Source organism: Nosocomiicoccus ampullae, from assembly GCF_019357495.1.
GTDB classification, from domain to species: Bacteria; Bacillota; Bacilli; order Staphylococcales; family Salinicoccaceae; genus Nosocomiicoccus; species Nosocomiicoccus ampullae.
The window spans coordinates 518706-543310 of record NZ_CP079110.1 but is presented as its reverse complement, the minus strand read 5'-3'; the positions used below and the strand labels follow the sequence as shown (position 1 = coordinate 543310).

At 34.0% G+C, this 24605-nt stretch carries 22 protein-coding genes; 4 read left to right on the top strand and 18 right to left on the bottom strand.

Annotated elements, in window-relative coordinates:
- The 5 genes from KPF49_RS02785 to KPF49_RS02765 form a co-directional block, all read right to left on the bottom strand.
- Nucleotides 1–1998 (bottom strand): CocE/NonD family hydrolase, encoded by a 1998-nt coding sequence (locus tag KPF49_RS02785; protein ID WP_183674280.1) that lies wholly within the window; start codon nt 1996–1998, stop codon nt 1–3.
- Nucleotides 1999–2000: 2 nt separating this feature from the next.
- Entirely contained in the window at nt 2001–3518 is a 1518-nt protein-coding gene (locus tag KPF49_RS02780; RefSeq protein ID WP_183674277.1) for a BCCT family transporter, read from the bottom strand.
- A 364-nt stretch (nt 3519–3882) separates the two neighbouring features.
- Nucleotides 3883–5046 (bottom strand): M20 family metallopeptidase, encoded by a 1164-nt coding sequence (locus KPF49_RS02775; protein WP_183674274.1) that lies wholly within the window; start codon nt 5044–5046, stop codon nt 3883–3885.
- A gap of 37 nt (nt 5047–5083) precedes the next feature.
- Nucleotides 5084–6502 carry a YfcC family protein gene (locus KPF49_RS02770; protein ID WP_183674271.1) on the bottom strand — a complete coding sequence of 473 codons (1419 nt, stop codon included), beginning with the start codon at nt 6500–6502 and terminating at the stop codon, nt 5084–5086.
- 436 nt (nt 6503–6938) lie between these two features.
- On the bottom strand, nt 6939–7409 hold the full coding sequence (locus KPF49_RS02765; protein ID WP_183674268.1) for a GNAT family N-acetyltransferase: 471 nt from the start codon (nt 7407–7409) through the stop codon (nt 6939–6941).
- Between the two features lie 160 nt (nt 7410–7569).
- Between KPF49_RS02765 and KPF49_RS02760 the strand changes: the two genes are divergently transcribed.
- The 3 genes from KPF49_RS02760 to KPF49_RS02750 are packed head-to-tail and all read left to right on the top strand — an operon-like array spanning nt 7570 to nt 9407.
- Nucleotides 7570–7941 carry a GntR family transcriptional regulator gene (locus KPF49_RS02760; protein WP_183674265.1) on the top strand — a complete coding sequence of 124 codons (372 nt, stop codon included), beginning with the start codon at nt 7570–7572 and terminating at the stop codon, nt 7939–7941.
- An 8-nt stretch (nt 7942–7949) separates the two neighbouring features.
- Complete coding sequence (locus tag KPF49_RS02755) at nt 7950–8807, top strand: ABC transporter ATP-binding protein (RefSeq protein WP_183674308.1); 858 nt, start codon at nt 7950–7952, stop codon at nt 8805–8807.
- Nucleotides 8808–9407: an ABC-2 transporter permease gene (locus tag KPF49_RS02750; RefSeq protein ID WP_183674263.1), complete on the top strand. Its 600-nt coding sequence runs from the start codon at nt 8808–8810 to the stop codon at nt 9405–9407.
- Between the two features lie 29 nt (nt 9408–9436).
- Here KPF49_RS02750 and KPF49_RS02745 read toward each other — a convergent pair whose 3' ends face one another.
- The 3 genes from KPF49_RS02745 to KPF49_RS02735 all read right to left on the bottom strand — a co-directional run bounded on the left by KPF49_RS02745 (nt 9437) and on the right by KPF49_RS02735 (nt 13536).
- Complete coding sequence (locus KPF49_RS02745) at nt 9437–10261, bottom strand: pyruvate, water dikinase regulatory protein (protein ID WP_183674260.1); 825 nt, start codon at nt 10259–10261, stop codon at nt 9437–9439.
- The gene (gene ppdK, locus KPF49_RS02740) at nt 10254–12875 is read right to left on the bottom strand and encodes a pyruvate, phosphate dikinase (protein WP_183674257.1); all 2622 of its coding nucleotides are present in this window, start codon (nt 12873–12875) and stop codon (nt 10254–10256) included. Before ppdK ends, KPF49_RS02745 begins: the two co-directional genes overlap by 8 nt.
- Nucleotides 12876–13053: 178 nt before the next feature.
- The gene (locus tag KPF49_RS02735) at nt 13054–13536 is read right to left on the bottom strand and encodes a cupin domain-containing protein (RefSeq protein WP_183674253.1); all 483 of its coding nucleotides are present in this window, start codon (nt 13534–13536) and stop codon (nt 13054–13056) included.
- Between the two features lie 359 nt (nt 13537–13895).
- Here KPF49_RS02735 and KPF49_RS02730 point away from each other — a divergent pair, with 359 nt between their 5' ends.
- A complete protein-coding gene (locus KPF49_RS02730) occupies nt 13896–15119 on the top strand; it encodes a S41 family peptidase (RefSeq protein ID WP_183674251.1) in 1224 nt (407 codons plus the stop codon).
- A 57-nt stretch (nt 15120–15176) separates the two neighbouring features.
- On the opposite strand, the gene rplS is transcribed toward KPF49_RS02730, so the two are convergent.
- From rplS to rnc, 10 genes are all read right to left on the bottom strand, one after another.
- On the bottom strand, nt 15177–15530 hold the full coding sequence (gene rplS / locus KPF49_RS02725; RefSeq protein ID WP_183674248.1) for a 50S ribosomal protein L19: 354 nt from the start codon (nt 15528–15530) through the stop codon (nt 15177–15179).
- Nucleotides 15531–15644: 114 nt separating this feature from the next.
- Nucleotides 15645–16319: a tRNA (guanosine(37)-N1)-methyltransferase TrmD gene (gene trmD / locus KPF49_RS02720; RefSeq protein ID WP_183674245.1), complete on the bottom strand. Its 675-nt coding sequence runs from the start codon at nt 16317–16319 to the stop codon at nt 15645–15647.
- On the bottom strand, nt 16316–16807 hold the full coding sequence (gene rimM, locus KPF49_RS02715) for a ribosome maturation factor RimM (protein WP_183674243.1): 492 nt from the start codon (nt 16805–16807) through the stop codon (nt 16316–16318). The genes trmD and rimM overlap by 4 nt, the downstream gene beginning before the upstream one ends.
- Before the next feature lie 46 nt (nt 16808–16853).
- Nucleotides 16854–17081 (bottom strand): KH domain-containing protein, encoded by a 228-nt coding sequence (locus tag KPF49_RS02710; RefSeq protein WP_183674240.1) that lies wholly within the window; start codon nt 17079–17081, stop codon nt 16854–16856.
- Between the two features lie 2 nt (nt 17082–17083).
- Nucleotides 17084–17356, bottom strand: a complete 273-nt coding sequence (rpsP, locus tag KPF49_RS02705; RefSeq protein WP_183674237.1) for a 30S ribosomal protein S16 — start codon at nt 17354–17356, stop codon at nt 17084–17086.
- An 84-nt stretch (nt 17357–17440) separates the two neighbouring features.
- The gene (ffh, locus tag KPF49_RS02700; protein ID WP_183674234.1) at nt 17441–18787 is read right to left on the bottom strand and encodes a signal recognition particle protein; all 1347 of its coding nucleotides are present in this window, start codon (nt 18785–18787) and stop codon (nt 17441–17443) included.
- An 11-nt stretch (nt 18788–18798) separates the two neighbouring features.
- Nucleotides 18799–19128 carry a putative DNA-binding protein gene (locus tag KPF49_RS02695; protein WP_183674231.1) on the bottom strand — a complete coding sequence of 110 codons (330 nt, stop codon included), beginning with the start codon at nt 19126–19128 and terminating at the stop codon, nt 18799–18801.
- Complete coding sequence (gene ftsY, locus KPF49_RS02690) at nt 19109–20224, bottom strand: signal recognition particle-docking protein FtsY (protein ID WP_183674228.1); 1116 nt, start codon at nt 20222–20224, stop codon at nt 19109–19111. Before ftsY ends, KPF49_RS02695 begins: the two co-directional genes overlap by 20 nt.
- Nucleotides 20225–23770: a chromosome segregation protein SMC gene (gene smc / locus KPF49_RS02685; RefSeq protein WP_183674225.1), complete on the bottom strand. Its 3546-nt coding sequence runs from the start codon at nt 23768–23770 to the stop codon at nt 20225–20227.
- Entirely contained in the window at nt 23770–24531 is a 762-nt protein-coding gene (gene rnc / locus KPF49_RS02680) for a ribonuclease III (protein ID WP_183674224.1), read from the bottom strand. The genes smc and rnc overlap by 1 nt, the downstream gene beginning before the upstream one ends.
- Between the last annotated feature and the right edge of the window lie 74 nt (nt 24532–24605).

The window sequence follows — 24605 nt, the reverse complement described above, 5'->3', positions numbered from 1 at the left end:
TTAACTAAAATTACGTTTAATTTTATCGTTCCATTCTTTTGTAAACACAAGCTTATCATCTTCATATGCTTCTAAGTAGTTATCTAAGTAGAAATAATCTAGGTCACAATACATAGAACTTGTAGTAATTACTTTAGTATCAATATCATCGTCTTTAACAATAACGTTCCAATCACACTGAACATGAGCTGATAGTGGATCATTCTCTTTAATTGTGAATGTATTATAGTTTTCAGTTCCATATGTGATTCCGTTAATTTTCAATTTACGCAATCCTTCATCTGAGAAATCTTTTAATTTCCATTCACCAGTCGTAAGTTCTTTTTCAATTACTCTTGTTCTTTTACCTTCACGATGTACAAACTTTTCAAGTGGTTCTGCTGTTTCAGAATCTTTATATTTTGGTTCTTTTAGTACTTCTTCTTTCAATATTGGTATCATAAGTTTAGATTCACTTAGGTCTACTGTCAGCTCTTCTAACTCTTTAGAAGGCCATACTTGAGTCCAGTACGATGGTGATATTGAAATTTCAATTTTGTGTCCTTTTGGAATAGTATATCCGATAACATCTAAAGGTATATTAACTTCATAAAATTTATCTAACTCTAAATTCTCAGGGAATTCATGAGAGTTAAAGTGGTTTAAGTTAAACTGTCCTTTAGTAATTAACGTCTTCTCACCTGTTGGATGAACATCAGAAATTCTAACATGAATGTTAGCTTCGGCTTGTTTTGATTTTACTTTTACACTGAAATTCGGTTGACCAATTATTTCTAAATCATTTTCAAGTTTGTCAGTTAAAATACTTGTTGCTAAACTATTATCAATTGTTTGATCATCAGGTAAATCTCCATCTTGTCCAAATGGACAAAACACTCCTGAATAGAGACCATGATGGGTATTGTTCTTTAAGTTAACTTCCCCATTAAATGATTCTAGTAAATCTTTAGTTTCTGTCTTAGAATTTAAGAAGTCAATCCACTTACCTTCTCTATATTCAAAACTTGTTGACGGCTTCACACTATCCTGAACATATACTAAGAATTCGTCTTCGTGTTCAGTGTCTTCTTTAGTCATCCATTTATCTAACCATTCAAGGACTTCTTGCAGATATCCAATTTGTGGCCCAGGAATTGCTAAGTCTGGAAACTCATGTGCCCAAGGTCCAACCATTGCTTTCTTTGGAACATTTAGTTTTTCCATTAAACGGAATACTGGATTCGTATATCCATCTGCCCAACCACTCATCGTTAAGACTGGAATCTTAATGTCATCATAATTCTCACACACTGAACCATGTTTCCAGTAATCATCTCTCGTCTGATGTTTTACCCACTCAACGACGAAAGGTGGTGTGTTTTCTAATCTATCTAACCACATTTCGCGCCAGTTATCACCAACAAACTGTTTCATTGGTGGCCTTGTATTATAAGCAAACATCGTTGAGGCCCACCATAACATGTCAGACGCCATTAACGTCCCACCTTTATAGTGAACATCGTCTGCATAACGATCATCTGTTGAGCATAAGCTAATAATTGTTTTTAATGCTTCTGGTTGTCTCGCAGCTACCTGTAATCCGTTAAATCCTCCCCAAGACTTACCAATCATAGCTACTGACCCATTAGACCAATCCTGTGACGTAATCCAATCTATCACTTCAAGTGCATCGTCTTGTTCTTGTTTAGGATATTCGTCTAAAATAATCCCTTCTGAATCACCAGTTCCCCTAATATCTACACGAATCGCCGTATAACCAAATCCTGCAAAATACTTATGTCTTATTTCATCTCTTAATGCTGTGAAATCATCTTTTCTATAAGGTAAATACTCAAGGACCGCTCCTTTTGTTTTACCATGCGTTATAGGTTTCCATAATTTAGCAGAGAGTTTCACGCCATCACTTAACGTAATCCATTCGTGTTCAATAATCTCAACCTCAAATGGAAAATCTGTTCTTTCTGTTATTTTTGTATAATCAACGTCAAATACTCCCATTATTATTCCTCTCCTTCATAATTATGTTTATCTGTTTTAAGCCATCTTATTATAGAAATAAACAGTAATGAGTAAATAATTACTACAGGTACAGACACTACGACTGCTGAGGTTTGTACAACAGATAGTCCACCAATTAATAACAATGAAATTGAAAGTCCAGCCATAATGATTCCCCATAGAACTATGTGCCATCGAGGTGGTTCTTTATTATCATCAATATCTTTAGATGCTATTGATGCTAAAACGTAACTAGCTGAGTCTAAAGAAGTTGCTAAGAAAATGAACCCTAGAATAACAAAAAATACAACTGCTAAGAATCCAAGTGGTAATGTATTAATTACGTTTATTACTGTGGCAGCATCTCCATATTTTGCCATACTTTCTAAAACGTCAAATTTACCTGTTAATTGGAGATTCATAGTGTAACCTCCAAAGACAGCAAAGTAAATCCATGAACCTAAACTTCCCCAGCCAAGAATGTTGATTGCCATACTTTTAAGAGTTCTACCTTGAGAAATGCGAGCAATAAATAATCCCATAAAAGGGGCTGTTGCTGCAAACCAAGCAAAGTAGAATACAGTCCAGTCTTGTGGGAATAAACTTCCATTAATTGCATCAGTATAGAAACTCATACGTAAGAAGTTTTGAGCCATAATTCCAAAGCTATCTGTAAAATAGGTAATTATAAATGAAGTTGGTCCTACAATGATAACAAATATTGCTAAACCTAGTGCTATATATACGTTAAAGTTACTTAAGTTCTTAATACCTTTATATAGTCCTAATGATGCACTCGTTAGATATATAACTGTCCAGATTGCAATGATTATGATACTTAAAAATATAGATTCTTCAAGGCCAAATATGTGACTAATACCAGCTGATATCATAGGAACCCCAAGCCCTAAAGATGTTCCAAGACCACCAACTAAACTCCATATCACTAAAATATCAATAACTTTACCTAACCAGCCATCAGCATGCTTACCTATAGCTCCCTTAACTGATTGACTGACTTTTAATGACTTATTCTGTTTATTGAAAAATGAATATGCAATTACAATCGATGGGAATGCATAAATCGACCATGCTGAAATTCCCCAGTGGAACATTGCGTAAGGTAATGCCCACTCAGTCGCTTCAGCTGTCTCAGCTTCTATTCCAAACGGTGGTCCCTGTAAATAATACATCGGTTCAATAATTGACCAGAACATAATACTCGTTCCCATACCAGCACAAAACAGCATTGCACCATAAGAGAAGTTGCTAAATTCTCTTTCCCCTAGTCCTAATTTTACATTTTTATACTTACCAAAAATAAGCCATAGTAAGAAAATAAATAGGCCAAACGTCATAAACTCAAATACCCAATCTAATCGAGTGTTCACACCTCTTATGATTGCATTTAAAATACCTTCAGCAGATTCTCTAAAAATTACTAATAATACTGTTAGCACAGAAAGAACGATTATTGATGGCCAAAATATCATCACATCAACTTTTGCTTTATTATTCATACACATACTCCTCTTTAAAGTGATTTCAAATTAATTAGTAAGTATTACGCTTATAATTAATTCCCATATATTAATATTTAAACAAGATTTAACATTAATCAAGTGCTTACGAATAAAAATTATCATTCATACAAGTGAATTTGACATAATTTATATAATACAACCTTGCAAATATCTAATTTATCTCACTTTTATCCAACAGTTCTTTAGCTTAAAAAAGAAAATATAGTAAGAATGTAACGTTGATTTTTTAAAATTAAAAAATTAAGGTATGTATCTTGAAGCAATCAAGATACATACCTTAAATTAGCCTATTTCAAAAAACCAATCCTAATTTTGGATAATATATCGATTTCGCGTGCGATTATTTCTTAAGTCTTTCTGCTTGTTCTTTTTTCACCGCTTCAAGCACTTCTCTATTCTCTAGCAATTCTAACCCTGTATTTGATAGTGCTAATACCGCTTCTTCTAGTGCTTTAAAGCCGTCTTCTGAAATTGTTTGTTCTCTGAATTCTGGCGTGTGTGCTTTTACGCCGGGGCAGTTCATGCCGACATATGGATGGAGTGCTGGGATTCGGTGTGAAACGTCTCCGATGTCTGCGCTGCCTGTTGATTTTTCTTTTTTATTGATTGGTCGATCTGTAAATTTCTTATGATGTTTTGTAAAAAGCTCTGACAGTGTATCGTTTGGTATTAAGTTGTTGTAGCTTAATTCGTAGTTTGATATAACGACTTCTGTACCTGTCATTAATGCAGCACCTTTTGCAACGTTTCTAATTTTTTCTACGACTTCATCTAAATAGTCTCTTTCGTTTGCACGAATGTAAAACTGAGCCGTTGCGTGTTCTGGGACGATGTTTGCTGCATCTCCACCGTTTATTATAATTCCGTGGATTCTTACGTCGTCTTTTAAATGTTCTCTTAGCGGATTGATACCGTTAAATAGTTGAAGGACGCCGTCTAGTGCGTTAATACCTTCTTCAGGATTGCCTGCCGCGTGTGCTGCTTTTCCGTAAAAGTCAAATTGTAATGGATCGATTGCAAGCATATCTCCGCTTTCAGAGGATACGTCTGACGGGTGCACCATAAGTGCTACGTCCATATCGTCAAATATCCCTTCTTCTGCCATCGTTACTTTTGCGCCGTTTGTTTCTTCAGCAGGAGTACCAACGACGACGACTTTTCCACCGGTTTCATCGACTCGTTTACTAAGTAAAATTCCAGCACCGACACTCATATTACCGATTAAATTATGACCGCACGCATGTCCTAATCCTTTTAGTGCGTCGTATTCAGCGAGGTAACAAATTGTCGGACCTTCTTTTTCACTTTCGTAGCTTGCGATAAATGCTGTTGGACGATTGACGATATTTGTATCAATTATAAAGCCATGCTTTTCTAATTCACTCGTTAATAAGCGCATCGCTCGATATTCTTCATCACCAAGTTCAGGATTTCTATACATATCAATCGCATTATGTTCTAAATCTTTTTTTATTGTTTCGTAATCTTGTAAAGTAATTTCCATAAATTTCATCCTAGCTCTTAAAGTTTTAATTTATATATTAAAACACAAATAAATGTGCGATTGTCACAAAGATTGCTGCGAGTAAGTACTGGATTAAAATAATCGGAAGTACGAATTTCGCCCACTTTGTCCATTCGATTTTAGCAATTGCTAAACTTGCCATTAATACACCACTTGTCGGTGTGATTGCGTTTGAAATACCGTCACCAAGTTGGAACGCAAGTACTGCAGTTTGTCTAGAGACTTCTGTTAAGTCTGAAATTGACGACATGATCGGCATCGATAGTGCCGCTTGACCGCTTCCTGACGGGACTAAGAAGTTTAATCCACTTTGAGTAATTAGCATTGCAATCGCAGAGACTAATGATGGTAAGCCGTTAATTGAGCTTGCAAGGAAATTTAAAATTGTATCGATTGTCATACTTTCTTCTAGTATCACGAGTACCCCATATGCAAATCCTACAACTAATGCCCCAGGGACTAGTCCTTTACACCCATCGATAAAACTATCCGCAATTTCGTTATAGTTCATTTTGCCAATGATTCCCATAATGATTCCAGAAAGTAAAAATAGTGACGCAATTTCCATAATATACCAACCAAACTTCGTCACGCCGATTGCTAAAAATAGAATAGTTAACGTAAATATAACAAGTATTAATTTTTGTCGCGTCGTAAATACAACGTCTTTTAATGAATATGTTTCGTCTTGATAATTTGATAAGTCGAGTTCATCTTCGTCTAATTTACCTTCTTGCCTTAACTTTCCAATTTTCTTTGCTTTAAACATGACCCATGCGATTGTCACACTGACCATAATAATCCACATAATAATTCTATACCCTTTATCTGAAAAGAGTGGTAACTCCGCGATTCCTTGAGCGATACCAACTGTAAATGGGTTTAAAAATGCTGTAGTAAATCCTGAAACTGATCCAAGTATTACAATCGATGCACCAATCATCGGGTTATAACCGAGTCGTATTGCGAGTGGGACTAATATAAATAGAAATGGAATTGTCTCTTCACTCATTCCAAACGTCGCACCACCGAGTGCGAATAATAACATAATTATCGGAATGAGTAAAAATTTTTTATCTTCCATTTTATAAACCAGTCGTTCTAACCCAGTTTCAATTGCTTCTGTTTTTGCTAGAATTCCGAATGCGCCTCCAACTATAAATATGAAAAATATAATCGGTGCAGCATTTTCCATTCCTTTAAATACTGCTTCAAAAATTCCAAAAAACGTCGTTCTCTCTGCTTCTACACTTTGATAAGTCCCTTGAACAACTAACGTTTGAACATTGCCATTCACTTCTTTTTCTACACGCTCAAAACTACCTGATGGGATAATGTAACTAACAGCAGTTGCGAGCACGATTAGTCCAAATAATAACGCGAAAACATTTGGGAATTCCCATTTCTTCTTATTTTTAGCATCGTGTTTATCCATGAGTATTGCCTCCTAGATAGTATAGAGTTTGTTTTAATTATACACATGTTCGAATTAAATTCATACAATTGTTAGAAAATTGAGAGCGCTTAAGAAATTGATTGACATTGATTTTTTTATCTTGTAGACAATTTAACGATAAAGAAATTTACGTTAAAATAAATTTCATTAAGTGAATGATTATTGAATTTACGTTAACGAATTGAAGTCGTCTTTTATGTATATCTTAATTACGTTAATGAAATATAAATTCGTGGACATAACTTTTATTTGCATTAAAGTACCGACCAAATTGTATACAAAAAAGCCACACATCATTTGATGTGTGGCTAAAATTTATTAATCAAGTAATTCATTTAAAGATTTAACGTACTCATCTTTTTCTCTAGTAACTGATTCCAAATTTCTTTTAATGTCATAAGCTTACCTTCTTTAACTATTCATTTGAAACATCTTTTTCAATTTCAATCGTTCCGTCTTCGTTAAATATATATTCATCGTCTTTTGTTCTAAAACCAAACTTCTTATAAAAACGAATCGCATTAATTAACGCACTACCAATAATTTTGTCGGCGTCTTTACCGTACTCATCATCTAATACAGTCTCCATAATTTTACGACCGAGCCCTTCACCACCGTGATCTGGGTGAACGTAAACAAGTTTAAGTGTCGATACACCGTCTACCGGTTTTGAAATACCGCCACTTGCTATTAGGTTTCCATTTTTTTCAATTACGTAAACATGCGAGTCTTTCGCTTCATTTCTATAATGATCTTCTTTTTGTTCGTCGACCCATTGCTCGACTAACTCATCTGGATACGTTTCAGTATTTATTTTTCTCATCGTAATATTTACTAAATGCATTAATGGTTCAATGTCTTTATCTTCAAGTCGTCTGATAATCATCTGTCGACTCCTTTCTTATTAAATTTATACACTATCATTTGATTTTTTAAACCCTATTTTATTATAAAGTGTCATTTATTTGTTGACACAATATTATTTTACTGTGTATAGTGTATATAGAGTATATATACATTATTAAATTTAGATTGGAGTTATAGCCATGGATATTCTCATTGACAATACGAGTAAAACTCCGATTTACGAACAAATTGTAAATCAAATTAAAGAGAGTATTATGAACGGTACTTTAAATGAAGGTGATGCGCTACCTTCGATGCGACAACTCGCTAAAGATTTGAAAGTCAGTGTCATCACTACAAAACGTGCGTATGAGGAGTTAGAAAACGAAGGTTATACGTATTCTGTCGTCGGAAAAGGTTCATTTGTAAAAGAACAAAACATCGAGCAAATTCGCGAAAGAAAATTAAAGATGCTTGAAGAGATGATTGAAGACGTGATTCATAACAGTAAATCTATGAATTTGTCAAAAAATGAATTGCTTGAATTAATCAATATTTTATATGAGGAGTGAAATCGATGATTGAACATGTAGTCGAACTTAAAAATGTAAATAAACATTATAAAGATTTTTCAATTGAAGATTTAAATTTAAATATTAAAAAGGGATTTGTTACAGGCTTTGTTGGACGAAATGGTGCCGGAAAATCTACGACAATCGAAATGATTATGAATCTAACACGTCCAAATTCTGGCGAAGTAAAAGTATTTGGTTTAGATATTGAAGACTATGAAACAACAATTAAAGATAGAATTGGTTATGTAGATGCCGCGAATAATTACATGGAAAACTTTAAATTAAAAGATATTATTAAATATGTTTCACGTACGTATTCTAATTGGGATAAAGACACGTGTAACTATTATATAGAAACATTTAATTTACCTTTAAACAAAAAACTTAAAGATTTCTCTACAGGAATGCGTGCGAAAGTATCGATTGCGATTGCCCTATCTCACAATGCAGAATTATTTATAATGGATGAGCCGACAACCGGACTAGATCCAGTCGTTAGAAGAGAAATTATTGATACTCTTAGAGAACTTATGATCAATGAAGATAAAACAATTTTATTTTCAACACATATTACTGAAGACCTAGAAAAACTTGCGGATTATGTTGTCATGATTGATGATGGAAAAATTATACTGAACGAATCTAAAAATGAACTCGCAGAAAATTACTTTATCGTTCGTGGAAATAACGAATTATTAGATAGAGATACTGAAACTTATTTTTCATCGATTAACAAAGATGGCATTAATTTTGAAGCATTAACCACTCATCCAAATGAAGTTGAAAACGTCTTTGGAAATTCTGTCGTCATAGAACCGATTAAAATCGATGACTTACTCTATCATCTTAAGGAGGAAAAATAAATGTTAAATTATATGATGAGAGATATTAAAATTCAAACAGGATACTTGCTATTATTCCCTGTACTCATTGTGTTTATGCTTTTTATGAAGTCACCAATCAATACAATACTTTCAGTTGCAATGGTATATATACCAGTTAACGCAATCTATTTACTCACAAAATCAAATATCAATCATTTTGATTTAACACTCCCTTCTTCAAGAAATGATATCGTTAATTACCGATATATGAGTACATTATTATATGCAATTATCTGTGGAGCTTTAATCACACTTATACTAAAAGTATTTGGGTATGAAGTTACAATTTTAGATTTAGAATTCGCGTTACAACTGACATTCGGGCTTTCCGTTGTATTCTACCCGTTAAACTTTGCACTCAATACAGAAAAAGCTTTATTAATTTCGATGTACGCCGTATTCACACTATTTATGCTTCAAGCCGTATTTTTTGGATATGCGGTAGAAAATATACAAAAACTATCAGATAGCACTCATCCATTTACACTACTTGTGCATATTGCATTTATTGTCTCATGTGTGCTCTACGTCGTATCTTGGTTTGTATGTTTAATCATTATTAAAAGAAAAGATATTTAAATAAACCAGGTGTCAATGACACCTGGTTTTTAAAAATCTACATAATGTTTTAAATGTTTTTCAATATAATGTGCAGACTCTTCTATCGATCTAAATTCAGTCGATATTACTGTTGCGTTCACTTGTCTAAATACTTCTTCAGCGTAGCTTAATTCTTCTTTAATTTTTGAAAGACTGACATATTTTGTTGAGTCACTTAACCCTAATACTTCCATTCTTTTCTTACGAATGTTAAGAATATATTCTGGACTTGCTGTAAGACCAAATATTGGTAGATGATTAAATTCATAGATTTCTTTTGGTAAATTCACTTCATGAACGAGTGGAATATTTGCGATTTTATAGCCTTTATTTGCTAAAAACATCGTCAGTGGTGTTTTTGAAGTTCTAGAAACTCCAATAATGATTGCATCGGCTTCTTCTATACCGTCAAAGTTTTTACCATCATCATATTTTACAGCAAATTCCATCGCTTCAATTCGTCTAAAATACGCACGATCTAATCTACGTACTGCACCACTTTCTAATACGGCAGTTTTCCCAGAATGATTTTCAATTTCTCTCATTAACGGCGACATATAGTCTATAACTGTTAGATTTTCTTTTTCTTTAAACATCTGACCAAATTGATTTAACTCTGGACATACTAAAGTTGTAATGACGATTGCATTTTTTGTTTTTGCGAGAGTTAGTACAGGTTCTAGCTTTTCAATCGTATCTATAAATGTGTATTTTACAATGTTTATTTCATCATCTGTAATATTTGGAAACTGTGAGAGTACAGCATGTAGCATATACTCTCCAGTTTCACCAACACTATCTGATACTATAAAAATATTTAACTGATTAGACATCTTGTTTAACCTTACTCTGAGCAGATGCGAGAATTGCACCTGGAACTCTAAATGGTGAACATGAAACGTATGACATTCCAATTTCATTGAAGAATTCTATAGAGCGAGGGTCTCCGCCAAGTTCACCACAGACACCAAGCTTGTAATCAGGGTCAACACTTCTCGCTTTTTCGACAGTCATTTTAACGAGTTCTCCGACCGCTTCATCAATTGTTTGGAATGGATCGTTTTCTAATATTCCTTTTTCTTCATATTCACCGATAAATTTACCGACGTCATCTCTAGAGAATCCGAATGTAAGTTGAGTGAGGTCATTTGTACCAAAGCTAAAGAAGTCGCATTCTTTTGCGATTTTATCTGCAATAAAGCAAGCTCTTGGGATTTCTATCATTGTTCCAATTGAATAGTTTACTGTTTGACCAGACGCTTCAATTAATTCTTTTGCACGTGTTTCAATCACGTCTTTAAGTGTTTTAAACTCTTCAAATGTAGAAATTAGTGGTACCATGATTTCTAAATTACTTTCAATACCGTCATCTTTTACTTTAATAAGTGCTTCAATCATTGCTTCTGTTTGCATTGTTGTTAACTCTGGATAAGTAATTGATAATCGACATCCTCTATGACCAAGCATTGGGTTCACTTCAGATAGTTCTCTAATACGTCGATTTAAAAATTCAGGTGTAATATCTAACGTTTCAGCCACTTCTTTTGTTTCTTTTTCAGTTTGAGGTAAAAATTCGTGTAATGGTGGATCGAGTAATCTTACAATGACTGGTCGGTCATCCGCTTGTCTAAATATTTTTTCAAAATCTTCTTTTTGATACGCTAAAATTTTATTTAACGCTTCTACTCTTTCTTCTTTCGTTTCAGCAATGATGAATTTTCTCATTTGAACGAGACGCTCTTCACCAAAGAACATATGCTCTGTTCTCACGAGTCCAATTCCTACAGCACCAAAGTCAAAGCCCGCTGTAATTTCATCATTCGTTTCAGCGTTCATTCTAACTGCCATATCACTAATTTCTTCTGCCCAATTCATCAGTCTAGTGAATGCTTCACTTTGTTCATTTGCAGTTGTTTCAACTTCACCTAAATATAATTTACCAGTTGCACCATCGACTGAAATGACTTGTCCTTCTTTAATTTCGCCACCTGGATAAGTCACTGTGCGAGTTTCACCATCTATTTTTAAATCAGATGCCCCTGTTACACAGCATTTACCCATACCTCTTGCAACTACAGCAGCATGTGAAGTCATTCCTCCATGTGTAGTAACGATTGCTTCTGCTGCAATCATCCCTTCAATATCTTCTGGTGAAGTTTCAGGACGTACTAAAATTACTTTTTCACCGTTTTCAGCTGAATGTTTAGCTTCTTCTGCACTAAATACAATTTTTCCTGAAGCTGCACCAGGACTTGCGGGTAATCCTGCTTTTGTAATTAATTCTGCAGACTCTAAAGATTTTTCATTAAATGATGGGTGAAGCAATTGGTCTAATGATTTTGGTTCAATCATCATAATTGCTTCTTCTTTTTTAATCAGTCCTTCTTCAACTAAGTCTGTCGCGATTTCTACTGCAGCTTTTGCTGTACGTTTACCATTTCTCGTTTGTAAAATGAATAATTTGCCGTCTTCTATTGTAAACTCAATATCCTGCATATCTTTATAATGAGCTTCTAACTTTTTAGTAATATCAACAAATTCATCATAAAGATCTTTAGCTTTTTCTTTTAATGTTGATATTTCTTTAGGCGTGCGAATACCTGCAACTACATCTTCACCTTGAGCGTTAATTAAATATTCGCCGTATAATTTGTTTTCTCCAGTCGCTGGATTTCTAGTAAATGCAACACCAGTTCCTGAATGTTCACCACTATTACCAAATACCATTTCTTGTACAGTTACACCTGTACCAATATCATGTGGAATATCATTTAATTCACGGTACACACGTGCACGGTCGTTATTCCATGATTTAAATACAGCTTCAACTGATTCAATCAGTTGAACTTCTGGTTCTTGTGGGAATGGTTTCCCCGCTTCACTTAAGTATAATTCTTTAAAGTAATTGACAATATGTTCTAAGCCTTCTGCTGGAATGTCAGTATCTAACTCATAGTTATGTTTTTCTTTGTAACGGTCAAAATATGAGTTAAATGCAACCATTGGAATTTTATAAACGACTTCTCCAAACATTTGTAATAGTCGTCTATAACAGTCATACGCAAATCGACGATCTCCAGTTTTTTCTGCAAGTGTTTCTACATTTTTGTCGTTTAAACCTAAGTTTAAAATTGTGTCCATCATACCAGGCATTGAAAACTTAGCACCACTTCTTACAGAAACAAGCAGTAAAGAGTCTTCACTATTAAATGCCTTCTTTGCTCTTTCTTCAAAATCTTTGACAGCGTTCTCAATTTCTTCTTTTAATGATGGTGTTACAACTTCACCTTCATTTAAGTAATTCATACACGCTGTTGTTGTGATAGTAAAGCCATCTGGAACAGGTAATCCAAGAGATTTCATTTCAGCTAAGTTATAACCTTTTCCCCCTAAAATCTCTTTCGACTGAGTTTTTCCTTCATCAAATGAATAGACTAATTTTGACATGTAAGCCACCTCTTAGTTAATGTTAGATTACTTTATATGCAGTTGTATTGAGTGGGTAATTTACCCATTCATGTATAAGTATACATGACTTACAAAAGTTTTTGGTGATAAAAAAGATTAAAAAATTGAGAACCCTATAAAACTGGATTCTCAACAATTATCATGTATTTTGTTATATCTATATTTCTTCTTTTAATGCATATTTTTTAATAATCTCTTCATGTTGTGGAAATTGCTTCATGAGTTCATCTTGAGTGAATAGTTTAAAATCATCGAACTCAAATCCAGGTGCGACCATACAACTGACGAGCGCATACTCTCCTTCATTTTCAACTGATGATCCAAAAATTGTCCCTTTAGGAACGAGTGCTTGTAGTACTTCACCATTTTCGACATCTGTTCCAAGTTTAATTGCTTCGTATTCTCCACTTTTAGAAATTGTATGAATGGTAAGAGAATGTCCAGCGTGATAATACCATACTTCGTCTGCTGTTAACTGATGTAAGTGAGAAGGATTTCCGTGCTCTAAAAGAAAGTAAATACTCGTGTAAAGTGCGCGATTATCGTGGCGATCTTCTGACTTTAACACTTGTCTATAATAACCGCCCTCAACATGACGTTCTAGTTTTAAATGTTCAATCCAATATTGACTGTTTTTCATAATAGACCTCCGAATAATAATACGTATACCATAGATGTTAAGGTACTGGTTAAAATATTAATCAATTTCTTTTATATATTTAATTAATATCTTATCATTCTTCTTCGAAAATTTTCTATTTCATAAATCATATTGTTCTATTAATTAATAAAGATAATGAACTAATGTACTTAAAAGTTAAAATAATTTAAATGAATTGACTTCTGAATTTTCAGTTATTTTTATGTTAATATTAATTTAATGAATTTTAAATGTATATTTACAAAAATATCCAATAATATTATTTCTAACTTCAAACAGTACTACAAAAGTTTCCCATTTTTATTGATACAACAAATTTAAATGAATGGAATGATTCTTTGAACAAAATAAATATCTTTAATGAGATAGTAGAAATTTTAAATAATGATTATGCCGGTTACTCTGCTAAGAAACACCTTAATCAACCTGAAAAATATCATATTACGAATGAAATGACAGATGAAGAATTTGTCAAAACAGTTCAATCCTATTTATTAGACTTTAATGATGGTCATCTTTATTTCAATAAATCTGATGCAGCCACGACTAATAGAGGTTTTAAAGTTAGACGCTATGAAAATTCATTATATGTAACAGAAGTTACAAAGGACTCACGTTTTAAGTTAGGTGATAAAATCATTAAAATCGACGACCTAACAATAAATGAATTTGCAAATAAACACTTAAAATTATTAGAAGATCATATTCACGAGAGGCAATATTGGAATGTAGGGTTACAAAATGCTGATAAAATTTTATTAGTTAGAGATAATGACGAACTTATTTTTCATCTAAAGAATTATGAATGGGAGTCTTATATCCCTACTTTTACTTTTAAACAGATAGATGCAAAAACAACTTATTTAAAGATTGAGAGCTTTGCTGATGCTGAACCAATACAAAAACTTTTGCAAGAACATAGCTTAGAAATCACTCAATCAAGTAATTTAATTATCGATGTAAGAATCAATCATGGAGGTAATGATACATTCTACTTCCCTCTTCTCGATTATATTTTCGATAAAAATATTTCGTTTCAAGATTTATTTGAAGATGATGAAACTATGTATACTAACTATACAAAAAGGAATTGCGACCTATGGTTAGAAGAATTAAAAGAATATTTGAAACAAAATTTAGATGAAAGCACAGAACGGTTAATTCAAGAAGAAATAAAAATGGTTGAAAAAAATTATGATAAAGGTATGACACTAGTACCAGAAGATACTGATCATATGATTTGTGGAAAAAATAAACCTAAAAACATCTATGTTTTATCCGATGTATTTTGTGGAAGTTCAGGAGAAACCTTTGTATCAAATGTAAAAAAGTCTTCGAAAGTTACTGTAGTCGGCCGACCAACGATGGGGATTATGGATTATTTTAATGTAATAACAGTACATTTTGATAATTATGAGTTTGATTACTCAATATCAAAAATGCATGAAAAATATCATTACAATCAAACAGGTGTTGTTCCAGATATTTATATTCCATGGACTCCTGAACAAATAGAGCATGATTTAGATCTACAATATGTTTTAAATTTAATTAATAAATAATTATTTGTTATAAAAAAAGCACTGAAGAAATTATCTTCAGTGCTTTTATAACGAGAATTAGTTTTCACGTTTTTCTTTAATACGTGCAGCTCTACCACGTAAGCTACGTAAGTAGTATAATTTCGCACGACGTACGCTACCTTTACGAGTCACTTCGATTTTATCGATTTTTGGTGTGTGAACTGGGAATGTTCTTTCTACTCCAACACCGTAAGAAATTTTTCTTACTGTGAATGTTTCAGAAATTCCTCCACCACGGCGACGAATTACTACACCTTCGAACACCTGGATTCTTTCACGTTCACCTTCAGTGATACGTACGTGTACTCTTACTGTGTCACCAGTGTTAAACTCTGGTAGATCAGTTTTTAATTGTGATTTTGTAATGTCTTGTAATAATTGTTGTGACATATTAAATTCTCCTCTTCCTACCAACTATCTTATATAGCAACTATACAGCGGATGGTTGTGATTTTCGTCCTCATAGACCTATTTATTTTAGCATAATCAGTGATTGTATTCAACTTATTTTTCGTTTTCTTCTAATAAATCTGGGCGACGTTCTCGCGTGCGTTTTAACGATTCTTCGTAGCGCCACTCTTCAATCTTTTTATGATCTCCACTAAGTAATACGTCTGGTACTTTCATACCTCTATATTCTCTTGGTCTCGTGTAATGTGGATGTTCGAGCATTCCAGTAGAAAAGCTGTCGTTTTCGTGACTTTCTTTTTGTATTACACCAGGGATGAGTCGTACAATCGCATCTGTCATTGCCATCGACGCAATTTCTCCACCTGTTAATACGTAATCTCCAATTGAAACTTCATCGGTCGCAAGTTTTCGAATACGCTCGTCATAGCCTTCGTAGTGACCGTTTATAAATACAATATTTTCTTCAGTAGATAGTTCTTCTGCGAACGTTTGATCGAACCGGCGTCCAGATGGACACATAAGTAAAACACGTGCATTGTCTAAATCTATTTCATCCATCGCTCGGTATACTGGTTCAGGTTTTAATACCATTCCAGCACCTCCGCCGTATGGATAATCATCGACTTGATTGTGCTTATTATTCGCATATTCTCTAAAGTTTAACGTCTGATAGTTGACGAGTCCCTTGTCTTCCGCGCGTTTTAAAATAGATGAACTTAATATACCTTCATACATTTCTGGAAATAGTGTTAAATAGTATATATTCATAGATCTAACAGTCCTTCTATTGGTTCGATTTCAATTGTTTTATTTTCAACATCAATCGATTTTACAATGTCTTCAGCATTTGGAATCATATATTTATAATCACCAATAACAAAGACGTCCTTACTCCCTGTTGGAAGGATTGTTGATATAGTACCGAGTACTTCATTTGTATTTAAATTCACTACTTCACAACCGATAATATCATTAAAATGATACTGTCCTTCAGGTAATTCCATGTCTACTGCGTCAAACGCTTGGTACACTGTTTCACCTTTTAAATGTTCAACTTCATTAATGTTACTAATACCTTCAAACGTTAATAAATGGAAATTTTTATGTTTACGATAATTCGTAATCGTATACGTTTCATTTTTAATTGTGACTGTTTGGCCTTTTGAAAAGCGTTCGAATGCGAAGTCACTGCTACTTAACACTTTTACTTCTCCACGCACACCGTGAAAATTTACTAAAGTTCCGATATCTATCATAGTTAATCCTTTCTGAATAAAAAAACACACCCGAGTCGGATGTGTTTTATTCTACGTCAACAAACACTCTTACTGACGGGTCATCATTAGCTGCAGTCATAATCGTGCGCACCGCTTTGATGGCACGACCGCCTTTGCCAATGATTCTGCCAACATCATCTTCATGTGCGTTGACAGTATAAACCACTTTTCTATCTTCAGTCGTCTCAGTAATTGTAAGACTTTCAGGATGACGGACGATAGGTTGTAAAATCGTTTGTAGTAGTTGTTTCATTATTATTTACCTTGTTTAGCGTTGTGTAGTTTTTCCATTAAACCACGCTTACTAAAGATAGAACGAACAGTGTCAGAAGGTTTTGCACCTGTTAACATCCATTCTAATGCTTTTTCATCGTCTAATTTGACGTTATCTTCTTCTTTTAATGGGTCAAAGTAACCAAGTTGTTCGATAATACGACCATCTCTTTTTACTCTTGAATCCGCAACTACGATTCTGTAGAAAGGATTTCTTTTAGAACCCATACGAGTTAATCTGATTTTTGTTGCCATTTATATACACCTCTCATGTTCAAAATTACTTATATTATAATAACAGATGATTTTACAGTTGTAAAGAGGTTTTCCTTTACCAATTTAAAAAGGTAGTCCCATACCGCTAAATGGGTTTTTACGCTTACCTTTTTGGTTTGTAAATTGTTTCATCATCTTTTTCATTTCGTTAAATTGTTTTAATAAACGGTTCACTTCTTGAAGTGAACGTCCAGATCCTTTTGCGATACGACGCTTTCTTGAAATGTTTAGTTTCTCAGGATTTTCACGTTCTTCCATCGTCATCGAGCGAATGATTGCTTGGACGTGATCGATTTCTTTACCGCTCATTTTAACTTTATCGAGACCTTTAATTTTATTTGCACCTGGAAGCATTTTAATTAACTCATCCAGTGGTCCCATACTTTTCACCTGATCCATTTGGTCTAAAAAGTCGTCTAACGTAAATGAGTTTTCTTTTAATTTTTGTTCAAGCTTTTCTTGTTCTTCCATATCGACGTTTGCTTGCGCGCGGTCGATGATTGATAAAATGTCTCCCATTCCGAGAATTCTGCTCGCCATACGCTCAGGATGGAATGGTTCTAAGCCATCTAATTTTTCTGAAACCCCGATAAATTTAATCGGTTTTTCAGTGACACTACGAATTGAAAGTGCCGCACCCCCACGTGTGTCACCATCTAATTTAGTTAATGTAACTCCTGTAATATCTAATAAATCGTTAAATGATTCTGCGACGTTTACTGCGTCTTGACCGGTCATTGAGTCAACAACGAGCATAATTTCGTCTGGATTTGATATTTCTTTAACGTTTTTTAACTCTTCCATTAATGCTTCGTCAATGTGAAGACGACCCGCTGTATCGATGATGACTGTGTCGAGATGTTCGTCTTTAGCGTAGTTCATTGCGTTTTCTACGATCGTTTCAACTTTTTCTTTATCGCCCATTGAATAGACTGGAATGTCTAATTGGCGACCGATTGTTTCTAATTGGTCAATCGCAGCTGGGCGGTAGATGTCACCAGCAACGAGTAATGGTTTTTTGTTATGTTGTTTACGTAAAAGTAATGCAAGCTTACCTGCTGTTGTTGTTTTACCTGCCCCTTGTAAACCAACCATCATAATGACTGTTGGTGGCTTTTTCGCTAAATTAATTTTAGCGTTTTCTCCACCCATTAATTCTGTTAATTCTTCTTGTACAATTTTAATGACTTGTTGCCCTGGCGTTAATGATTTCATCACGTCAGAACCTTCTGCGCGTTTTGATACGTCTTTAATGAATTGACGCACGACTTTAAAGTTAACGTCCGCTTCAAGTAGTGCTAAACGTACTTCACGCATCATCGTTTTTATGTCTTGTTCAGTGACTTTACCTTTACCTTTAATATCATCTAAGATATTTTGAAGTCTTGAACCTAATCCTTCAAATGCCACGTTTTTTCCTCCTAATCGAGTGATTCGAGTTTTTCTATAATCTCTAATGCTTTGTCTTTATCATCTAATGATTCTCTTAATGTTTCAAGTAAATCTAGGCGTTTTAAATAATGTTTGTACATACCTAAGTTTTCTTCATACGATTCTAACACTTCAGTCGTACGCTTTAAATTATCGTATACTGCTTGACGCGTTACGTTTAACTCATCAGCAATTTCAGAAAACTGTAAATCCATTAAGTAATATAGTTTAACATAATCTTTTTGCTTATCTGTTAATAAGCCATTATAAAAGTCGTATAAGTAGTTCATACGTAGTGTCTTATTCAGTTCGTTCGTCATCTGATGATTCTCCTGATTCATCTATCATATCGGCAAATAGTCCGTAAACATAGTTTTCTGCACTAAATATCTCGAGGTCATCAATTTTCTCTCCGAGTCCGACAAATTTAACTGGTATACCGAGTTCGTTTTTAATTGCAAGTACGATACCACCTTTAGCCGTGCCGTCGAGTTTTGTTAAGACAATCCCTGTTAATTCAGTCACATCGTTAAATGATTTTGCTTGAAGCATTGCGTTTTGACCAGTCGTTGCATCTAACACAAGTAATACTTCGTGTGGCGCATTTTCATCAACACGCTGAATGACGCGTTTCATCTTTTCTAACTCTTTCATTAAGTTACCTTTATTTTGTAGGCGTCCAGCTGTGTCGACGATTAAAACATCTGTACCTCGACGTTTTGCAGCGTTTACTGCGTCAAATACAACTGCTGCTGGATCAGAGCCTTCTTGGTGTTTAATAACGTCAGCATCGACTCGGTCTCCCCAAACTTGAAGCTGGTTAATTGCACCAGCACGAAACGTATCTGCTGCTGCTAACATGACATTTTTACCTTCAGATTTATAACGGTGCGCAAGCTTACCAATTGACGTTGTTTTACCGACACCATTTACCCCAACGACTAAAATAATCGTTAAGTCGTCTTGCATGTTCATACCTTCGTCTAAGTCACCGTTACGTTCGTATATTTCAATCATCTTTTCAACGATAACTTCACGAAGTTCTGTCGTTTCAGTGATATTTTTAAGTTTTGCATAATCTCTTAACTCATCTGTTAACTCCATCACTGTTTCAAATCCGACGTCTGCAGTAATTAGTACTTCTTCAAGTGCTTCAAAGAAATCTTCATCAACTGTACGATACGTCGCCATCAGTTGGTTAATTTGGTCTTGGAATTTCTCACGAGACTTTTCAAGACCTTGCTTAAATTTGTAACCGACTTGTTCTTGTTCCCACTCTTCAAATTCTTCAATCGATATTAAACCGTCACCATCAAGATCTGCATCTTTCGTTTCTTCAGTGACTGGTGTATCTTCAAATCCTTCTTTATCTGTCTGGCCAGAGAATTTCTTTTTTAAACGATCAAATAAACTCACTTAATATTCCCCCTCTATTTCTCTTTCTTTATATGTTTTTAAGTCGACACTAATGAGTTCAGACACACCTTTTTCTTGCATCGTAATTCCAAATAGTCTGTCGCTTTGTTCCATCGTTTTTTTGCGGTGCGTTATGACGATACACTGACTGTATGATGTTAAGTTTCTTAAATAGTGAGAGAACCTAAGTACATTCGCTTCGTCGAGTGCCGCTTCCACCTCATCTAATATGATGAATGGACTACTTCTCACTTCTAGTATACTAAATAATAAGCTAATCGCAGTTAATGCACGTTCTCCACCACTTAATAATGACATATTCGTCAGCTTTTTACCTGGTGGTTCGGCATATATAAGTAACCCTGCATTTAAATAGTCGCCGTCTTCAGTTAAACGAAGCTCGGCTTCACCGCCACCGAACATCGTTTTAAAGACTTGTTTAAATTGTTCATTTACTTCATTAAACGTCTCTTTAAATCGTTTAGACACTTCATAATCCATCTCTTTAATGACTTTAAGTAACGTCTCACGTGCCGTTAGTAAGTCTTCTTCTTCACGTTTTAAAAACGTGTAGCGTTCATTGACAGTTTCAAACTCTTCAATTGCGTTTAAATTGACGTTACCAAGTTCTTCTATACTCTTTTTATTTAAATGGATACGTTCACGTTTACTCTCAATATTTGAAAGATCTGTATACATTTCGGATGCTTTTTCAAATGTTATCTCGTATGTTTCAGATAAGTAGTCGAGTTTAATACTTAATAATGACTCGGTACGTTCTTTCTCACCGTGCGTTTCTCGAAGTGTTTCTGAAAGTGTTTCAATCGTCTCTAAATGAACTTGTCGTAAATTCATATCTTCAGTCGATGTTTTAGTCACCGTTTCTATTTCGTCTTTTAATGTGCGAGATTTCTTACCGAGTGCTTCAAGAGTTTCACTAATCTCATCTAAGCGACTGTTTAACGCGTCGATGTCAATCGACTCATAGTTTGAGTCGAGTAACTCGATACGTTCATCGATATCTTTAATATCTAGAGATACATTATTGATTCTTTCATTATAATCTTTTAAATTCTCTTTCTCATAACGAATATTTGACTCAAGTGCGATACGACTTTCTAACAGTTTTTGACGATTTTCTTCATATTCTTTTTCTAAATTCTCAATGTCGCCCTTTTCTTTACTAAGTAACGTAATTCTTTCTTGGAGTGCATCAAGCGCTTTTGTCTTTTCATCAATTTCTTTTTCTAAAGATGAATAACTCAGTACACCACCAATAGATTCTAATTCATTATTTAATAGTGCGATACGCTCAGTAGTGAGTGATTTCTCGTTTTTATTTTTCTCAAGTTGTTTAATTGTTTCGTCGTATTCTTCTTTTAACGAGGTACCAAGCGTTTCTTCTTCTTTAAGCTTTGTTTCGAGTGTTTGAATCGTATGAGTTAATTCATCGTTTTCCTCTTTTAAGCGATTCGTTTCTAACGTATATGCTTTTATTTTTTCGTCGAGTGATTCTTTTTCTTTACGTAATTTAAGTGCTGAGTTACCACTTTGACGGCTTCCTCCACTAACTGCTCCACCTGGATTAAAGATTTCTCCAGATTTTGTGACGATTCTTCCTCTAAAATTTAACTCACGAGATAATTTTGATCCGTCGTCATAGTTATCTACGATAATCGTCGTATTAAATAAGTGATTAAGCAGCGCGTCGTATTCTGTTTCAATTAAATCTTTTAAAATATAGTGATTCACTGACGTATTTGAAAGTTTATATTTAATCTCTTCAGATAAATCTCTCTTTTGTATTGTATCGAGCGGTAGAAACGTCGCGAAGCCGAGATTTTTATCTTTCAAATATGATATTGCACGTTTTGCATCACTTTCAGATTTAGTCACAATACTTTGAGACTGACCGCCAAGCGCTGCGTCAAGTGCTGTTATAAACAACTCGTCAATTTGGATAAGTTCAATCACCACACCTAAAATACCTGGCATCTTATTTTTTCGTTTTAAGACTGCTTTAACGCCTCGGTAGTAGCCTTCGTAATTTGCCATCATCGAGTTATACATATCACGTTTAGAGGATAACTGAGAGATGTAGCGAGTTGCTTTATCATACTTATCATTTAATGAATTAGCATTTGCTTTTTTCTCATTTAATGATTCGAGTAATTGTTTAAATACGTCTCTTTTATCCGTTAAGTTTGTATTTAGTGTATTTAACGTTTCGTTTAGCTGTGACTCTTCTCTTTCTAGTGTTTTAAGTGTGTCATTAAACTCGTTTAATCGGTTGAATAGATCTTCACGCTTTCTAGAATCTTTGACTTCACGCTGCGTGTGATCTTTAAGTTGGTTTTCAAGTGATGTTTTTTCAACCATACGTGCATAATATTCATCTTTTAACGTTTCAACGTCTGTGTCGTGTGATGTGTTCAATGACTTTAATGACTTTTGAACAGATTTAATTTCATCGTTTAGATGTTCTAAATTTTCTTCTGACTTTTTTAAAGACGTTTCGATTTCTTTAAAACGAGTTTCTAATTGTTTTTTATGTTGTAACTTATTATCTTTTTCGTTTAAAAGACTCGTATGACGTTCAGAGCGACTCGTATGACGTTCTTTAGATAATTCGATTTTACCGATAATTTGTTCTTGTTCACGCGACAGTTGAATGTATGATTCGTTATTTTCACGTTCTTGAATCGTGAGTCGTTCACGTTTGTCTCTATAGTTATTAATCGAAATATCGAGTAAATTGACGTGATTTCTCGCTTCTTCGATTGTGCGTTTATCGTTTAAATATTTTTTGTTTAACGATTCAAGTGTGTCTGATAAGTTTTTAATATCATACACAGACACTTCAATATCACTTTGCTTCATTTCTTCAACGAGTGCTAAATACTCTTTTGCGACTGCACTTTCTTTTTCAAGTTTTGAGACACGTGATTCTAATTCACTCGTAATATCGTGAATACGGCTTAAGTTTAAAAGTGTGTCGTCAAGTTTACGCTCAGATTCTTTTTTACGTGTTTTATATTTCATCACACCGGCGACTTCTTCTATAATTTCACGTCTTTTTTCAGGCTTTTGATTTAAAATTGTATCGACTTCGCCCTGAGAAATAATATTGTACGCATGTTTACCAAATCCTGAATCCATAAACAACTCAGTAATATCTTTTAATTTCATACGTTCGTTATTGATGTAGTAGTTACTTTCACCATTTCTAAATAACTCACGTTTAATAGAAATATCGTCTTTGTCGATATCTAAATATCTTTTACGATTATCTAAGTTTAATTCGACGACGGCACTGTTTTGTGATTTACGTTCAGTCGTTCCGTTAAATATAACGTCTTCCATTTTCGATCCTCTAAATGATCGTGCACTCGTTTCACCGAGTACAAATCTTACAGCGTCGATAATATTACTTTTACCACTACCGTTTGGTCCTACGACTGCAGTGATTCCTGTATTAAATTTTATAGAAGTTTTATCTGCAAAAGATTTAAACCCTTTTGCTTCAATGCTTTTTAAAAATACCATTATCTTTTAGCCTTTTCTTTTAAATAATATAGCGCACGTTTTGCTGCGAGTTGCTCAGATTCTTTTTTTGAACGCCCCGCACCTTGACCGATTTCTTCATTTTTTAACGTGACACTTGAGACAAAATTTTTGTCATGTGACGGACCTGTTTCTTCAATTAAGTGGTAGTACACTTCTTCTTTGTATGCTTTATGAACATATTCTTGAAGTGCAGTTTTAAAGTCTGTAATTCCCATGTATTCATCATTTTTAATTTTAGGAAATACATGTGTACTTAAAAACTTCCATACTGCGTCATATCCTTGGTCGATATACAATGCACCTAAAAATGCTTCGAACATATCTGAAATAATCGATGGACGTTTTTTACCACCTGTTTTTTCTTCTCCTGGACCAAGTAGTAGTAACTCTTCCATTTTTAAGTCGTTCGCAAATATTACAAGTGAAGGCTCACAAACAACATTTGCACGCAATTTTGTTAAATCGCCCTCTGGCCAATCTTTAAAAGCGTCAAATATATATTCTGAGACCATCAATTCTAATACTGCGTCACCTAAAAATTCTAAACGCTCGTTTGAATGTATTCTGTCTAAATGAATATTATAGACAAACGAACTATGCATAAATGCTTGTAGAAATAATTCTTTATTATCATAATTGACATGACTTTTTTTCATAAACTGATCAAGCTTTTTAAAAAATAACTTCACTTGTTCAGATGAGTGATAGTCATTGTCAATTGCTTTTAAAACTTTTTCCATAATCTCACCCTAGTATATTTTACTAAACTTATCGCTTTAGTAATAGCAATACATAAAAGAAAAATCCACTTATT

Coding starts and splice junctions, on each gene's coding strand:
- KPF49_RS02750 (WP_183674263.1), top strand. CDS start 8,808: ATGTTAAATTATATGATGAGAGATATTAAAATTCAAACAGGATACTTG.
- smc (WP_183674225.1), bottom strand. CDS start 23,770: ATGGTATTTTTAAAAAGCATTGAAGCAAAAGGGTTTAAATCTTTTGCA.
- rimM (WP_183674243.1), bottom strand. CDS start 16,807: ATGATAGATATCGGAACTTTAGTAAATTTTCACGGTGTGCGTGGAGAA.
- KPF49_RS02775 (WP_183674274.1), bottom strand. CDS start 5,046: ATGGAAATTACTTTACAAGATTACGAAACAATAAAAAAAGATTTAGAA.
- KPF49_RS02770 (WP_183674271.1), bottom strand. CDS start 6,502: ATGGATAAACACGATGCTAAAAATAAGAAGAAATGGGAATTCCCAAAT.
- rpsP (WP_183674237.1), bottom strand. CDS start 17,356: ATGGCAACAAAAATCAGATTAACTCGTATGGGTTCTAAAAGAAATCCT.
- KPF49_RS02765 (WP_183674268.1), bottom strand. CDS start 7,409: ATGATTATCAGACGACTTGAAGATAAAGACATTGAACCATTAATGCAT.
- KPF49_RS02760 (WP_183674265.1), top strand. CDS start 7,570: ATGGATATTCTCATTGACAATACGAGTAAAACTCCGATTTACGAACAA.
- trmD (WP_183674245.1), bottom strand. CDS start 16,319: ATGAATATATACTATTTAACACTATTTCCAGAAATGTATGAAGGTATA.
- KPF49_RS02780 (WP_183674277.1), bottom strand. CDS start 3,518: ATGAATAATAAAGCAAAAGTTGATGTGATGATATTTTGGCCATCAATA.
- KPF49_RS02695 (WP_183674231.1), bottom strand. CDS start 19,128: ATGACGAACGAACTGAATAAGACACTACGTATGAACTACTTATACGAC.
- ppdK (WP_183674257.1), bottom strand. CDS start 12,875: ATGTCAAAATTAGTCTATTCATTTGATGAAGGAAAAACTCAGTCGAAA.
- KPF49_RS02735 (WP_183674253.1), bottom strand. CDS start 13,536: ATGAAAAACAGTCAATATTGGATTGAACATTTAAAACTAGAACGTCAT.
- KPF49_RS02710 (WP_183674240.1), bottom strand. CDS start 17,081: ATGAAACAACTACTACAAACGATTTTACAACCTATCGTCCGTCATCCT.
- KPF49_RS02745 (WP_183674260.1), bottom strand. CDS start 10,261: ATGTCTAATCAGTTAAATATTTTTATAGTATCAGATAGTGTTGGTGAA.
- KPF49_RS02785 (WP_183674280.1), bottom strand. CDS start 1,998: ATGGGAGTATTTGACGTTGATTATACAAAAATAACAGAAAGAACAGAT.
- rplS (WP_183674248.1), bottom strand. CDS start 15,530: ATGTCACAACAATTATTACAAGACATTACAAAATCACAATTAAAAACT.
- rnc (WP_183674224.1), bottom strand. CDS start 24,531: ATGGAAAAAGTTTTAAAAGCAATTGACAATGACTATCACTCATCTGAA.